This window comes from Allobosea sp. RAF48, assembly GCF_052114025.1.
Taxonomy (GTDB): domain Bacteria; phylum Pseudomonadota; class Alphaproteobacteria; order Rhizobiales; family Beijerinckiaceae; genus Allobosea.
On sequence record NZ_JBFRDZ010000009.1, the window covers coordinates 208,545 to 223,342 of the forward strand.

The window sequence follows — 14,798 nt, forward strand, 5'->3', positions numbered from 1 at the left end:
CGCGCCGGCCCGCCCGGGCGGCGCGACAGGAGAGGTGCGTCCACCGGTCCGCTCACGGAAGTGAGCATCCCACCATTCACACTCTGGAGGTAAACATGGCTACCGACTTCCTGCTCGAGATCGACGGCATCAAGGGCGAAAGCAAGGACAAGACCCACAAGGACACGATCGAGGTGGATTCCTTCTCCTGGGGCATCTCGAACGCCGGTTCGCATGCCGCGAATGCCGGCGGCGGCGCCGGCAAGGCGAGCTTCCAGGACGTCCATTTCACCTCGCAGGTCGGCAAGGCCTCGACCAACCTTGCGCAGGCCTGCGCCAGCGGCAAGCACATCAAGAAGGCCGTGCTCTATGTCCGCAAGCAGGGCGAGCAACAGAAGGACTATTATGTCGTGACGCTGGAGGACCTGCTGGTGTCGAGCTATCAGTCCGGCGATGCAGTCGGCGGCAACAGCATCCCGACAGATCAGTTCTCGCTGAACTACGCCAAGATCAAGTTCGAGTACAAGCCGCAGAAGGCCGATGGCGATCTTGATGCGGCGATGACGATGACCTGGGACATCAAGGCCAACGCGAAGTGAAGTGCAATGCGCCGGTTCCGCCGGCATCGGACCGAAAAGTGGAACGCGCTTTTCGGACCCATCCGATGCCTCGGCAAAGGGCTGGATCGCCATTCTGCGTCCGCGAGGACGTCAGGCGGTCCGGCCGGAACCGGCGCCTTTCCGTGGCAGGCGAGGCGACATGACCGATCCGATTGCGAAGAAGCGGCTGCGGCCGCCTTTGATGTTCGCATTTCGGGAAGCGCATCTGGAAAAGGATGCGAAGACCGCGCTCGACCTGAGGGACGAGGGCGGCGAACGCGTGATTGCGAACCGACGCGCGGCGCCGCGGGCTGCCATCACCGAACAGAAGCTCAGGCGCGAGATCGCTATCGATCTCGATGCGCTGGTGAATACCGTCAACCTCGCATCCGCGCTCGACCTTTCGGGGCTGGAGGATGTGCGCCGCTCCATCCTCAATCACGGCTTTCCGGACATGACACGGCTGTCGATCGACGAGCAGCGCGTCGACACGATCCGTGAGGACCTGGCGGGTGTGCTGATGGGCTACGAGCCACGGCTGATCCGCAAGTCGATCGCCGTCGAGCGCGACCACGCGCTGGATCCGGCCGAGCTCAAGGTGCGTTTCCTCGTCCGCGCCGATCTGAACTGCGAGCCGCTCAACGTGCCCGTCGAGTTCGTCGCGGATCTCGAACTCGATACCGGCAAGATCGCGATCAAGGGGCGCTGACGCGGTGAACCGGGAGTTTCTCGACCTCTACAACCAGGAACTCCGGCTCTTCATGGAGCACAGCAAGGAGTTCGCCGAGGAGTATCCCGGCATCGCCGAGCGGCTCGGCGGGCTTGCCGGTGAGCGCATGGACCCGATGGTCGCCGGACTGCTGGAAGGCGCCGCTTTCCTCGCCGCGCGCGTGCAGCTCAAGCTGAAGCACGAATTCCCGGAGTTCACCAACAACCTCCTCGAACAGCTGCTGCCGAACTACCTCGCGCCGACGCCCTCGGCTCTGCTGGCCGGCATCACGCCGCCTTACTCGGATCCGGGCCTGCGCGAGGGCGTCCGGATTCCGCGTGGCTCCTATGTCGATGCGACCTATCTCGAACGCGAGCGGCGTGTCGCCTGCCGTTACCGTCTTGGCGCGGACGTCACGCTCTGGCCCTTCGAGATCACGGCGGCGGAGTACGTTCCCGCGCCGGGGCCGCTGCAGGCGCTCGGCATCAAGGCCGGGCCGCGCGCGCTGGCCGGCCTGCGCCTGACCTTGACGCATCGCGTCATGGCCGACCCCGTGCAGGAACCCTCGGCGGCCGACGCGCTCAAGAACCCGGCGAGTTGGTTTGCCGGCTGCCGCGCGCGGGAGCTGAGTTTCCATCTGCTCGGCGGCGAGGGCGATGCGGTTGCGCTCTACGAGCAGCTCTTCGCGAACTGCATCGGCATCCATTTCCGCCATCTCGACCCGTTCGGCGATCCGGTGGTGACGCCGGGCGAAGGTTGCGGGCTGGAGCAGATCGGCTTCGATGAGGACGAGGCGATGCTGCCGGCCGATACGCGCGTCTTCCGCGGCTTCGAGCTGCTGCGCGAGCTGTTCTGGTTCCCGCGCAAGTTCCTCGGCTTCCGGCTGGAAGGGCTGGGCGGGATCATGCCGAGGCTCACGGCCAAGACGGTCGAACTGATCTTCGTCTTCGACGAGGTCAATACGCGGCTGCCCGGCGCCGTGCGCAAGGAGATGTTCGCGCTCTATGCCGCGCCCGCGGTCAACCTGTTCGAGAAGACCGCCGATCGCATTCCGGTGAAGACGAACCAGCACGAGTTTCATGTCGTGCCGGATCGGAGCCGCGCGCTCGACTATGAGCCGCACAGCATTCTCTCCGTCCACGCCCACTACGCTGGCGGGCGTGAGAAGCAGCCGGTGCACCCGCTCTATTCCTCGCCGGAGGGCGCGTCGCCGCTGCACGGGCTGCACTACACGCAAAGGCGCCTGCCACGGCGGCGCTCCTCGGCCGAGCGGCGCCAGGGGCGCGCCTCCGACTACACCGGCACGGAGATGTTCATCTCGTTGGTCGAATCGGCAGGCGTGAACGACAGCGCCTCGGTGGCAGAGCTCAGCGTGCGCGCGCTCTGCTCCAACCGGCATTTGACCGAGCATCTGCCGACCGGCGTCGGCGGCGCCGATTTCCGCCTGATCGACAATGTCTCGCTCGACGTCGCCTGCCTCGCCGGGCCGACCCCGCCGCGCGAGCCGGTCGTCTCGCAGCTCAAGCTGCGCGCCGAGACAGCCTCGACGGGCGTCGTGACCTGGCGGCTAATCAATCTGATCAGCCTGAACCAGCTCGGCCTGGTCCAGCGTGGCGCGGGCGAGAATGGCGCGGCCTTGCGCGAGCTGCTCTCGCTCTTCGCCGATCTCGCCGACAGCGCCACCGAGCGGCGCATCCGCGGGATCAAGAGCGTCGACAGCCGCCCCGTCGTGCGCCGCTTTCCGCAGCGGGCCGGGACAGGCGCGGGGCGCGGGCTCGAGATCACCGTGCTGCTCGACGAGAAAGCTTTCGAGGGCTCGGGCGTCTTCCTGCTCGGTGCGGTGCTCGATCGCTTCTTCGCCGAATACGCGGCGATGAACCATTTCACCCAGACGGTGATCCGCACGGTGGAGCGCGGCGAAGTCATGCGCTTTCCGCCGCGTGCCGGTTCGAGGCGCATCCTGTGACGGAAGACGCCCCCACTCCGCTGGAAAAGGCGCCGAACTATCAGGCGCAGCTTGAAGCCGAGCCCTGGCGTTTCGACTTCTATGCGGTGATGCGCCGGCTAGAACGCAGCTTCCCGGAGCGTCCGCGCATCGGCGATGTCGCTTCGCGGCGGGAGGAATATGTCGCGCTGGGCGAGCAGGCCTTTCTCGACTTCCCCGCCTCGAGCATCGCAGAGGCGGATCGCGACGCGCAGGGGCGGCTCAGGCTCTTCGTCAAGTTCCTCGGCCTGCTCGGCCCGCAGGGCGCGTTGCCGCTGGCGACGACGGAGGAGAGCTATCACTGGCAGATCGCGCGCGACGACGCCTTCCCGCGCTTCCTCGACATCTTCAACCACCGCTTCCTGCAGCTCTTCTACCGCGCCTGGGCGGATGCACGGCCGATCGCGCAGCACGACAGGCCCGATCTCGACCGCTTCGCCGCCTATATCGGCAGCATGATCGGCGTGGGCTCGAAGCCCTATCTCGCCCGAGACAGCGTGCCCGATGCCGAAAAGCTCGCCCATGCCGGGCTGATCGGCGCGCAAGCGAAATCCGCCTCGCGCCTGCAGCGTTTCCTCGCCGGGCTGTTCAAGGCCGAGGTCGAGATCGAGCAGTTCGTCGGCATGCGTCTCGTCTTCGATCCGGCCGACCGGACGCGGCTCGGCGGGGCGCATTGCACGCTTGGCGGCGACGCGCTGCTCGGCGCCAGCGTCTACAGTGTCGAGGACAAGTTCCGCGTGAAGATCGTGGCTGGTGACCTCGGTGAGTTCCAGCGCTTCCTGCCGAACGGCGACCGCTGCGCGCCGCTGGCCGACGCGGTGTTCCTGCATCTCGGTGAGCAGTTCGAATGGGATGTCGAGCTGGCGCTGCCGGTGGGCGAGGTGAAGCCCGTCAGGCTCGGCCAGTCCGGCCATCTCGGCTGGACGAGCTGGATGGCGCCGAATTGGACTATCGAAGAAGGCGCGCTACGCCGCGACGCCCGCTTCCATCCCGCCGAGCGCATGCGCCTGAAGCGCAGCAGCGCCGCCTAACCGATACTCCAAGGGGACGACCATGGCCGATATCAGCCTCGAAGCCGTCACGGGCAAGCTCAACCGGGTCGGCTACGACACCTTCCTGCAGGCGCTGAGGCAGGCCAAGGGCGCCGGCAACCGCAATGTCGAGCTGGCGCATTGGCTGCTGCAGATCCTGCAGGGCAGCGCCAATGACCTGACCCTCACGGCGGACCATTACAAGCTCGACCGCGCGAAGCTGCTGATGGATCTGGGCGGCGTGGTCGAAGGCTTCCGCCGGAACGAGACGGAGATGCCCGGCATCGCCAACCACATCGTCGATATCCTCGACCGTGGCTGGCACTACGCGACGCTGTTCTTCGGCGAGACGCAGATCAGGACAGGCCATCTGCTCGTCGCGGCGCTGAAGTCGAACGATCTGCGCAGGGCGCTTTCGGGGCTATCCAAGGAATTCGGCAAGATTCCGGTCGATGAACTCGCCGCCGGCTACGGCAAGATCTGGGAAGGCTCGCAGGAAGAGAACCTGCGGCCGATGGACGGCTCAGGCCTGCGAGCAGCCGGCACGGCGGGTGCCGAGGCCGCTGAGGGGCCGAAGGGCACCACAGCGCTCGACCGCTTCTCGCAGGACCTCACCGCCAAGGCCCGCTCCGGCACGATGGACCCGATCCTCGGCCGCGACGACGAGATCCGGCAGGTCATCGACGTGCTGATGCGCCGACGCCAGAACAACCCGATTCTCACCGGCGAGGCCGGCGTCGGCAAGACCGCGATCGCCGAGGGCTTCGCGCAGCGCGTCGCGGCCGGCGACGTGCCGCCGCCGCTCCGAGGCGTCAAGGTCTGCGCGCTCGATATCGGCTTGATGCAGGCCGGCGCCTCGATGAAGGGCGAGTTCGAGCAGCGGCTACGTTCCGTGATCGACGAGGTGCAGTCCTCGCCGACACCGGTGATCCTGTTCATCGACGAGGCGCATACGCTGATCGGCGCAGGCGGACAGGCCGGCACGGGCGACGCCGCCAACCTGCTCAAGCCGGCGCTGGCGCGGGGCACGCTTAGGACCATCGCGGCAACCACATGGTCGGAATACCGCCAATATTTCGAGAAGGACCCGGCGCTGACCCGGCGCTTCCAGCCGGTGCAGGTTGACGAGCCCGATGTGGCGCGCTGCTGCACCATGCTGCGCGGGCTGATCGGGCCGATGGAGAAGCACCACAAGGTCCGCATCTCCGATGCTGCCATCGTCGCAGCTGTCCAGCTCTCCTCGCGCTATATCCCGGCGCGCCAGCTGCCCGACAAGGCGGTGAGCCTGCTCGATACCGCCTGCGCCCGCGTCGCGGTCAGCCAGAGCGCGACGCCGGCCGCGATCGAGGATGCGCGCGTCGCGATCTCCTCGCTGGAACAGGAGAAGGCGTCGCTGACCGCCGATGCCGATCTCGGCACCGATGCCACCAAGCGGCTCGGCGAGATCGAGACGGAGATCACTGAGCGGCAGGAGAATCTCGCGGCGCTCGAAGGCGCCTGGGCGGGCGAGCTCGCTATCGTCGAGGAGATCAAGACGCTGCGCGCGAAGCTCGGGGAGAAGGCGCCCGGCGGGGAGGCGAAGACGGAAAACGGCAAGCCGGAGGCGAACGAGAACGTCGCGCCTGCGCCTACCGAAGCGGAGCCCCCGGCCGCCGAGCTCGCGGCTGATCCCGAGGACGCGCGTGCCGTGCTCAACGCCAAATTCGCGGCGCTGGGCGAGATCGATCCGGCCAACCGGATGATCTACGCTCATGTCGACGAGCAGTCGGTCGCCTCGGTCGTCTCGGACTGGACCGGCATCCCGGTCGGCCGGATGGTCAAGGACGAGATCGAGACGGTGCTCAACCTCGCCGAGACGCTGAACAAGCGCGTGGTCGGGCAGGGGCACGGCATCGGCATGATCGCCAAGCGCATCGAGACCAATCGCGCCAGGCTCGACAACCCGAACAAGCCGATCGGTGTCTTCATGCTCTGCGGCCCCTCCGGCGTCGGCAAGACCGAGACGGCGCTAGCGCTGGCGGAGGCGCTCTATGGCGGCGAGCAGAACGTCATCACGATCAACATGAGCGAGTTCCAGGAGGCGCATACCGTCTCGACGCTGAAGGGCGCGCCTCCCGGCTATGTCGGCTATGGCGAGGGTGGACGGCTGACCGAGGCCGTGCGGCGCAAGCCTTATTCGGTAGTGCTGCTCGACGAGGTCGAGAAGGCACATCCCGACGTGCACGAGCTGTTCTTCCAGGTCTTCGACAAGGGCCAGATGGAGGACGGCACCGGCCGGCGCATCGATTTCAAGAACACGCTGATCATCCTGACCTCGAATGTCGGCACTGACGAGATCATGAGCATGTCGGCGAACGGCGCGGCCAAGCCCGATCCCGAGCAGATGGCGGTGAGCCTCAGGCCCGCGCTGCTCAAGGTCTTCCCACCGGCGCTGATCGGGCGGCTCGTGACCATTCCCTATTATCCGCTGTCGTCGGACATGCTGGCCGGCATCGTGCGGCTGCAGCTCGGGCGCATCGGCAAGCGGCTGGCCGAGAACCACAAGGCGGCCTTCGTCTATGACGGCGCGGTGGTCGAGCACATCGTCGGCCAGTGCAACGACCCGGATTCAGGCGGGCGCATGATCGACAACATCATCACCAACTCGATGCTTCCCGCGCTCTCGCGCGCCATCCTCAACCTGCAGCTCGAGAAGAAGCCGCTGACCGAGGCGAGGGTTTCCGTCGAGGGCGGCGCCTTCGCCTATCAGGTGGCGTGAACCGATCGGCGTCCGACATCGACAAAGAGGAGCAGACCGTCACGACAAGGAAGCGACGATGGCCTTCTCCGAATATGCCGACTGGTGGGACAAGCAGAAGCGGGAAACCGAAAAAATACTGGGCGAATGGGTCCAGGACAACCCGCAATGGTGGGCGGTCGCGGTTGCCACCACCGTGCAGACCTCAATGGACCTCGGAGCGGGCTATGTCGATGTGCTGCGCTTCGGTCAGGGCATGGCGGAGGGCGGCCTGGCAGGGGTCGGCAAGGACGGCCTGCGCCTGCTTGCCCTGCTCGGCCCGATGGGGAAGGCGGGCGGGATGTTCTCGCGGCTGATCCATATGCAACGGATCCGGTTTGCGGTGCAGGTCCAGGGCGTGACCGGACCCTGCACCTTCCAGGCGGTCAACAACGCCATGTCGATCGCGCGGGGGAGGAGCTACTTCGTAACCCTGAAGGAGATGGCCAAGGCCGTCGGCAGGCCGCTGAAGTCGATCACGAAGGACCAGTTCGGTGTCGACGAGCTTGGCGCGCATGTGAAGCAGGCGATGGATTTCATGATCGCCCAGGGCGTTAAGGTCAGGCAGCTGCAGGCGAGGTCGATCCAGGGCGTTACCCAGCTCGCCAAGTCCCAGGACGGCGTCACGGTCTTCGCAATCCGCTGCGTGACCACCCGAGGCGAGCCGATCAATCATACCGTCATCGCGGTGCGCGATGCGCTGGGCCGGGTGCGTTTCGCCGATTACGGCGGTCGGTATCACGCCACGCTCGAGAGCCTCGTCGAAAGCCTGAACTACGGGGCGGTCAACAAGGCCGGCATCAATCTCATGGAGGGGCAGGCGATCGGAGCGGTCAAAACGCTGGGCGTCACCGGGCTGATGGAGCAAGGGATCACGCTGTTCAAGGGCGTCGCCTTCGTCATCGAAGGCATGACCGCGATCGAGACGCTCGAGGGAGTCGATTTCGCAGCGCCGGTGGTCGTGGCGGCCACGTCCGCGCCCACGAAATCCGACCCCGCGCCGCCGGAGGTCGTGAAGGCGAGCTTCGATGCCTTCAAGCAACGCAAGCGGGGCAAGACCGTCATCCAGCTGCCCGAAATGGTGATCAAGGCGGGCGAAAAGGCTGCGCCGAAGGCCGCGTTGTTGACCGGAGTCCAGTTTCGGCTGAACGCGCTGGGCTTCGGAGCAGGACCCGTCGACGGGATCAAGGGGCCGAAGACGACGAAAGCGGTCAAGGCCTTCCAGAAGACCTATCCGCCACTCAAGGTCGACGGCGTTCCCGGCTCGAAGACGCAGGACAGGCTCGTGGAGATCTGCGGCTTCTGACGCCGTGCCGATTTTTACCGAAACGCTCGCCGCAGCGCTGCGGAGAGCTGGGGGCCATACCGGAACCTTCCTCGGAAGCGCTCTGGCATGGATCCCGGTTCAAGCCCGGGATGACGACGTGGTTCTGTGAAAGTGACTCAAGCTCCAACGCTGAACTTGCAGTATTGATTCCGCGTCGGCCCGCAAACAATTGCTCTTATAGGGAAAACGGATCAGGCGGCCGCAGTGACTTCCCGCTGCATGAAGTCGTCGAGCGCCTCGCGCTCGTCGGCGGAGAGCCGCAGCCCCAGCTTGCCGCGGCGCCAGAGCACGTCTGCGGCCCTCCGCGCCCATTCGGCGCGCATGAGATAGCGGACTTCGCTTGCATACAGATCAGCGCCGAAATGGCGCCCGAGATCGGCGGGGCTCTTCGCGCTGGCAAGGATTTCGCGGGCGCGGGTGCCATAGCAGCGGGCGAGCCGCGCCACGGTCTTGCGCTCAAGCCAAGGGTACGCGCCGGCGATCTCGGCGACCAGCTTGTCGAAGCCGCCGACCGGGAAATCGCCGCCGGGCAGCGCGCCGGTCATCGTCCAGCTGGCGCGGGCCGCCCAAGGCGCATGTGGCGCCAGCTTGGCGATCGCGGCTTCCGCCAGGCGGCGATAGGTCGTGATCTTGCCGCCGAAGACGGAAAGCAGCGGCGCCTCGCCCTGGGGAGCGTCGAGCGTCAGCACATAGTCGCGGGTTGCCTCCTGCGCCTTCGAGGCGCCGTCATCGTAGAGCGGGCGCACGCCGGAATAGGTCCAGACCACCGAATCCGGCGTGACCGGCTGGCGGAAATACTCGCTCGCGGCGGCGCAGAGATAGGTGATCTCCTCGGGCGTGGCGGCCACTTCGGCCGGATCGCCCTTGTAGTCGCGATCGGTGGTGCCGATCAGGGTGAAGTCCTGCTCGTAGGGGATCGCGAAGACGATGCGGCCATCGGCGTTCTGGAAGATGTAGCAGCGGTCGTGATCGTAGAGCCTGGGCACGACGATATGGCTGCCCTGAACCATGCGGACGCCGGCCCGGGCATTGGTGTGGATCACGCCGCTCAGCACCTCGGCGACCCAGGGCCCGGCGGCGTTGACGAGCGCTTTTGCCCAGACCGTCCGCCTGCCTTCCGGGCCGTCGGTTTCGAGCTGCCACAGGCCGTTCTGACGGTGCGCCGAGACCACGCGCGTGCGCGTGTGGATCGCGGTGCCGCGCACGGCGGCGTCCATCGCGTTCAATACGACGAGCCGGGCGTCCTCGACCCAGCAGTCGGAGTATTCGAAAGCCTTCGCCTGGTTGTCCTTGAGCGGCTTGCCGACGACGTCGTGCGCGAGATCGAGCGTGCGGGTGGCGGGCAGGAGCTTGCGACCGCCGATATGGTCGTAGAGGAACAGGCCCAGGCGCAGCAGCCAGGCCGGGCGAAGCCCCTTGTGATGCGGAAGCACGAAACGCAGCGGGCGGATGATGTGCGGGGCGATGGCCCAGAGCCGCTCGCGCTCCATCAGCGCTTCGCGCACCAGCCTGAACTCGTAATATTCGAGATAGCGCAACCCGCCATGGATCAGCTTGGTCGAGCGCGAGGAGGTGGCGCTGGCGAGATCGTCCTTCTCGAACAGCGCGACCGAGGCGCCGCGCCCGGCCGCATCGCGGGCGATGCCGCAGCCATTGATGCCGCCGCCGATGACGGCGAGGTCGTAGGGGGCGCCGGGGTCCGTGCCGAAGCCGGCGGCGGGCGAGGTGATTTCGGAAGCCATAGCTCGTCTTCTGGCAGACCTGGACGCTGATCGGCAATGGCGCCATCCGGGCCCTGCCGCATCGATGCGATGAACCCGCTCCTGTCGCCAAATCATGGGCGATGTCAATTCGGATCGCTTGACGCGGGCCGTCGGAGGCCGGAACTGGGCAGCGAGGCTGGGCATGGCGGCAGGATGACCGGGACAGAGCGAAACCGTGGCGGGAGGCCGGCGGCACGGGCGGAAGCGGCCTTGCGCCATGTGCTGGAACTGGCCGGCGCGGCCATCCTCGCCCTGTTGTTCGCGGTGGTCATGGCGGCTGTGCTGCGGCGCTACCTGTTCGGCGGCGGCTTCGTCTGGTCGGACGAGCTTGCGATCTGGCTGCATCTGGCGCTGATCGCTGTCGGCGCTCCGCTCGCGGTGACGGGGACGCTGGCGATGCGGCTCGACGTGCTGGTCCGGCTGCTGCCCGATGGGTTCCGCAAGGTCGCCGCGATTGCCGCCGATGCGATCGCGTTCCATGGAGCGCTTGTGCTGGCGGGCGGCGGGGTCAACGTCGCGTTGCTGGTCGGTGGCCAGTCCACCGTGCTCGGCCTGCCGGAGGCGCTGCGCTTCGCCGTCTTCGCCTGCGGGGGCGGGCTGACGATTCTGGCGCTGTTCCTGCGCGGCGGGCTCGAACGGGGCTGGGCCGGCGCGATTGCCTCACTGCTGCTGGGTTTGGGCCTCTACGGGCTCGCGCAGCTCTCCTTCGACTTTTTCCCAACGCCGAGCCTCGTTGCCGCGCTTGTCGCCGGAGTGGGGCTGCTGCTCGGCGCGCCGTTGCCTTTCGCCCTGTTGGCCGGCGTCTCGCTGACAGGGCCTTTCGCTGGGTTGCTGCCGGAGCCGGCGATCGTGCAGACGATGGTCGGCGGCGTCGGCCGGTTTCTGCTGCTGGCCATTCCCTTCTTCCTGCTTGCTGGCGAATTGCTGACGGAAGGAGGGCTTGCTGAACGGCTGATCCGCTTCGCGGCGACGCTGGTCGGGCATTGGCGGGCGGGGCTGGCGCAGACGGCGCTGGTCGCCAGCGTGCTGTTCTCCGGGGCCTCCGGTTCCTCGGTGGCGAACGCCGCCTTCGGCGCCAAGGTGATGGCGCCGACGCTGGTCGCGCGCGGCTATCCGCCGGCGAACGCTGCGGCGATCGTTGCCGGCGTCTCGATGCTCGACAACATCATCCCGCCCTCGATTGCCTTCCTCATCCTGGCGAGCACGACGAATCTCTCGGTCGGCTCGCTCCTGCTCGGTGGCTTCGTCGCCGGCGGGGTGCTGGCGCTGGCGCTTGCCATCGGCATCCATCTCAGCGTGCGCGGCGTGGTCGATGCCGCGCCGAAGGCGAGCGCGGCCGAGCGGGGCAGGGCGCTCCTCAGTGCCATTCCCGCCATCGGGCTCGGTGTCGTTGTCGTGGTCGGCATCCGCTTCGGCGTGGTGACGGTGACGGAGGCCTCGGCGCTCGCTGTCGGTTATGCCGCGATCGCCTGTCTGGCGCTGCGCAGCCTGAATTGGCGCGGCGTGCTGGCGGCTCTGCGCAAATCCGCGGCGGAGGCGGCAGCGATCGGCCTGCTGATCGGGGCCTCGGCGCCCTTCGCCTTCCTGCTCGCGGTGGATCGCATTTCCGAACAGATGGCCGGCCTCGTCACGGTGTTCGGGGCGGGCCCGTACGCGGTGATGCTGCTCGCGAACCTCGTATTGTTGGTGGCCGGGCTCTTCCTCGATATCGGTGCCGCTATCCTGCTGCTGGCGCCCCTCCTCCTGCCCGTCGCGGTGACGGCAGGGCTCGACCCGATCCAGTTCGGTGTGATCCTCGTGGTCAATCTGATGATCCACGGGCTGACGCCGCCGCTCGGCATCCTCGTCTATGTCGTCAGCGGCATCATGCGTGTACCGGCGGCCGCGGTATTCCGGGCCGTGCTGCCGCTCCTCGGCGTGCTGCTGGCGGCACTCATGGTCCTGTCGCTGGGCATGGCTGCGTGGCCCGCGCTTGCGCCGGCGCTCAAGGCGCTGTTCTGATGCGCCGTTCTTCGCCCGGCGCCTGCGCCATCCTGTTGCCTCCGCCGTGAGCCTGCCCCGGACCTGATGCCGTCATGATCTTCACCGACATCGCGACGCGGACCTATAACCATGGCTGGCGGCTCGACCCGATCATCCGCAGCCTGCTCGATACCGATTTCTACAAGCTCCTGATGCTGCAGATGATCCGGGCGTTCCACCCGGACGTGCAGGTCACCTTCTCGCTGATCAACCGCTCGAAGCACATCCGCCTCGCGGATATCGTCGACGAGGGCGAGCTCCGGGCGCAGCTCGACCACGCCCGTTCGCTGCGTTTCACCAAGAACGAGCTGATCTGGCTGGCAGGCAACAGCTTCTACGGCAAGACGCAGATGTTCTCGCCGGACTTCATGGGCTGGCTCGCTGATTTCCAGCTACCCGAATACGACCTGCGCCGGGTGGACGGGCAGTACGAGCTGCATTTCGAAGGACCCTGGACCCACACGACGATGTGGGAGGTGCCGGCGCTTGCCATCATCAACGAGTTGCGAGCCCGGCGCGTGATGCTCGGCCAGAAGCGCTTCTCGCTCGACGTGCTCTACGCCCGCGCCAAGGCCAAGATGTGGGGCAAGGTCGAGCGGCTGCAGAAGCTGCCGAATCTCAAGCTCTCGGATTTCGGCACGCGCCGGCGCCACGGCCATCTCTGGCAGCGCTGGTGCGTCGAGGCCCTGAAGGAAGGGCTGGGGTCGGCCTTCACCGGCACCTCCAATGTGCTGCTCGCCATGGATGCCGATCTCGAGGCGATCGGCACCAATGCGCATGAGCTGCCGATGGTGCTGGCCGCGCTCGCCGATTCGGACGAGGAGCTGCTGCGCGCTCCCTATCGCGTGCTCGACGAATGGCGCCAGGTCTATGGCGGCAACCTGCTGATCGCGCTGCCCGACGCCTTCGGTACGCAGAGCTTCCTGCACCATGCGCCGGACTGGGTGGCGGATTGGACGGGCTTTCGCCCCGACAGCGCCCCGCCGATACCGGCCGGGGAGACGATCATGGCCTGGTGGCGCGAGCGCGGGCGCGATCCGCGCGACAAGATGCTGGTCTTCTCCGACGGCCTCGACGTCGACGCGATCGAGCGCGTCTACCACCACTTCGACGGCAGGGTCCGCATGGCCTTCGGCTGGGGCACGGACCTCACCAACGACCTCGTCGGCTGCTCGCCCGACGGTTCGCGCGCGCTCGATCCGATGTCGCTGGTCTGCAAGGTCACCAAGGCGAACGGCCGGCCGGCGGTGAAGCTCTCCGACAACCCGGAGAAGGTTTCCGGCGCCCCCAGGGCGATCGAGCGCTATCGGCGGGTGTTCGGCGGCGTATGACGTAGCGTCATTAAAATATGTTGCCATTATGTTCCTGGCGCGCGATACTGCTCGCGGGTTGGGGAACTCGACATGCTGCGCTTACTGGTTGTGCTGTTTGCGGCCATAGCCGTGCTTGCCGCTACGGCGGCTTCAATCGCTCAAACGATAGGGCGTGAACGGCTGAACGAGGCTCGGCCTCTCAGCGAGACCGAGATGGCAGGGCTGATCACGACCATGCTCAAAGGTCGTGCGGGCGTCAGCGCCGTGCGCGTCGAAGCCGGCGATGTGGTTTTCAGGACAGCCGGTCACGATGTCCGGATGGGGTTGGCTCCGCTCAGCGCGCAATTCAATGCTTTACCAGACGCGAAGAGCCGACAGGGCGCTTTCGACAAGCTGACGCAGCGCGCCACCGAGGCGGTCGCGGGCCAGTCGGCCCTTAAGACCGAAGCGGAGCGCGCACGGTTCATCGCGGCTCTGATCCCTGTCATGAAGAACCGATCCTATGTCGAGCAGTTCGCCGCCATGGCTCGCAAGAAGGGGGACCCCAACGCGCGGTTGCTATATGTTCCGCTGGAGGGCGACATCATCGTCGCAGCGGCACTCGATCTTCCAAAGATCACGCGCTTCGTCTCCGTTGGGGAGGGCGGCCAGTACGGGATGAGCGACAAGGACGTGCTGCGCGCGGTTCTGGACAACTGGGTCCGGCGCGTCGACCGGTTCGAGATCCATGATTTCGGAAAGCTGCGGAGGTTCCATTTCGGCGAGGGCGACAACAACGCCTCGATCTTGCTGCTGGAGAATCCTTGGAAGGACATTCCGAATCTGCCACGCAATGTCGCGATCGCCGTGCCCTCACGCGACATCCTCGCCTTCGGAGACGCCGATGATGCCGAGGTGGTCGCCGCGCTGCGGTCGCTGACGAAAGCCCCCGATGGCGGCTTTCCTGTCAGCAAGCAGCTCTACAGGCTAGGTCCGGAGGGCTTCCGCGTCATGCCCTAGTCGCAGCGGGATTTTTGAGTCGCTCCGAAGGCCGCGGTGACCTTCCGGCGGAAGGCGAATGAGCACAACCTTGCATCCCCGCGCAAAACCCCCTAATGCGACCCCGTTTCAAGGCCCCGGAGGGCCGCCTTCGAGGACAAGGGTGTCATGGCCAAAGAGAAATTCGCTCGTACGAAGCCGCACTGCAACATTGGCACGATTGGTCACGTCGACCATGGCAAGACGTCGTTGACGGCTGCGATCACGAAGGTTCTGGCGGAGTCGGGCGGCGCGTCGTTCACGGCGTATGACCAGAT

The 14,798-nt window shown here is 66.6% G+C and carries 11 protein-coding genes; 10 read left to right on the forward strand and 1 reads right to left on the reverse strand.

The window, feature by feature from the left end; genetic code table 11:
- Positions 1–95: 95 nt before the first annotated feature.
- From AB4Z10_RS18215 to AB4Z10_RS18240, 6 genes are all read left to right on the forward strand, one after another.
- A complete protein-coding gene (locus AB4Z10_RS18215) occupies positions 96–578 on the forward strand; it encodes an Hcp family type VI secretion system effector (RefSeq protein WP_441471791.1) in 483 nt (160 codons plus the stop codon).
- A 160-nt stretch (positions 579–738) separates the two neighbouring features.
- Positions 739–1,287 carry a GPW/gp25 family protein gene (locus AB4Z10_RS18220; protein ID WP_441471792.1) on the forward strand — a complete coding sequence of 183 codons (549 nt, stop codon included), beginning with the start codon at positions 739–741 and terminating at the stop codon, positions 1,285–1,287.
- Between the two features lie 4 nt (positions 1,288–1,291).
- Entirely contained in the window at positions 1,292–3,253 is a 1,962-nt protein-coding gene (gene tssF / locus AB4Z10_RS18225) for a type VI secretion system baseplate subunit TssF (RefSeq protein WP_441471793.1), read from the forward strand.
- Positions 3,250–4,302, forward strand: a complete 1,053-nt coding sequence (gene tssG, locus AB4Z10_RS18230; RefSeq protein ID WP_441471794.1) for a type VI secretion system baseplate subunit TssG — start codon at positions 3,250–3,252, stop codon at positions 4,300–4,302. Before tssF ends, tssG begins: the two co-directional genes overlap by 4 nt.
- 22 nt (positions 4,303–4,324) lie before the next feature.
- Positions 4,325–7,060, forward strand: a complete 2,736-nt coding sequence (gene tssH / locus AB4Z10_RS18235) for a type VI secretion system ATPase TssH (RefSeq protein WP_441471795.1) — start codon at positions 4,325–4,327, stop codon at positions 7,058–7,060.
- Between the two features lie 58 nt (positions 7,061–7,118).
- Entirely contained in the window at positions 7,119–8,384 is a 1,266-nt protein-coding gene (locus tag AB4Z10_RS18240; RefSeq protein WP_441471796.1) for a peptidoglycan-binding domain-containing protein, read from the forward strand.
- A 212-nt stretch (positions 8,385–8,596) separates the two neighbouring features.
- Here AB4Z10_RS18240 and glpD read toward each other — a convergent pair whose 3' ends face one another.
- On the reverse strand, positions 8,597–10,147 hold the full coding sequence (gene glpD, locus AB4Z10_RS18245) for a glycerol-3-phosphate dehydrogenase (RefSeq protein ID WP_441471797.1): 1,551 nt from the start codon (positions 10,145–10,147) through the stop codon (positions 8,597–8,599).
- 174 nt (positions 10,148–10,321) lie between these two features.
- Between glpD and AB4Z10_RS18250 the strand changes: the two genes are divergently transcribed.
- The 4 genes from AB4Z10_RS18250 to AB4Z10_RS18265 form a co-directional block, all read left to right on the forward strand.
- The gene (locus tag AB4Z10_RS18250) at positions 10,322–12,169 is read left to right on the forward strand and encodes a TRAP transporter large permease (protein WP_441471798.1); all 1,848 of its coding nucleotides are present in this window, start codon (positions 10,322–10,324) and stop codon (positions 12,167–12,169) included.
- A 74-nt stretch (positions 12,170–12,243) separates the two neighbouring features.
- On the forward strand, positions 12,244–13,521 hold the full coding sequence (pncB, locus tag AB4Z10_RS18255; protein WP_441471799.1) for a nicotinate phosphoribosyltransferase: 1,278 nt from the start codon (positions 12,244–12,246) through the stop codon (positions 13,519–13,521).
- 195 nt (positions 13,522–13,716) lie between these two features.
- Entirely contained in the window at positions 13,717–14,502 is a 786-nt protein-coding gene (locus AB4Z10_RS18260) for a DUF1444 domain-containing protein (RefSeq protein ID WP_441471800.1), read from the forward strand.
- 147 nt (positions 14,503–14,649) lie between these two features.
- The coding region (locus tag AB4Z10_RS18265) for a GTP-binding protein (RefSeq protein ID WP_441471810.1) at positions 14,650–14,798 on the forward strand (149 nt) is incomplete at its 3' end.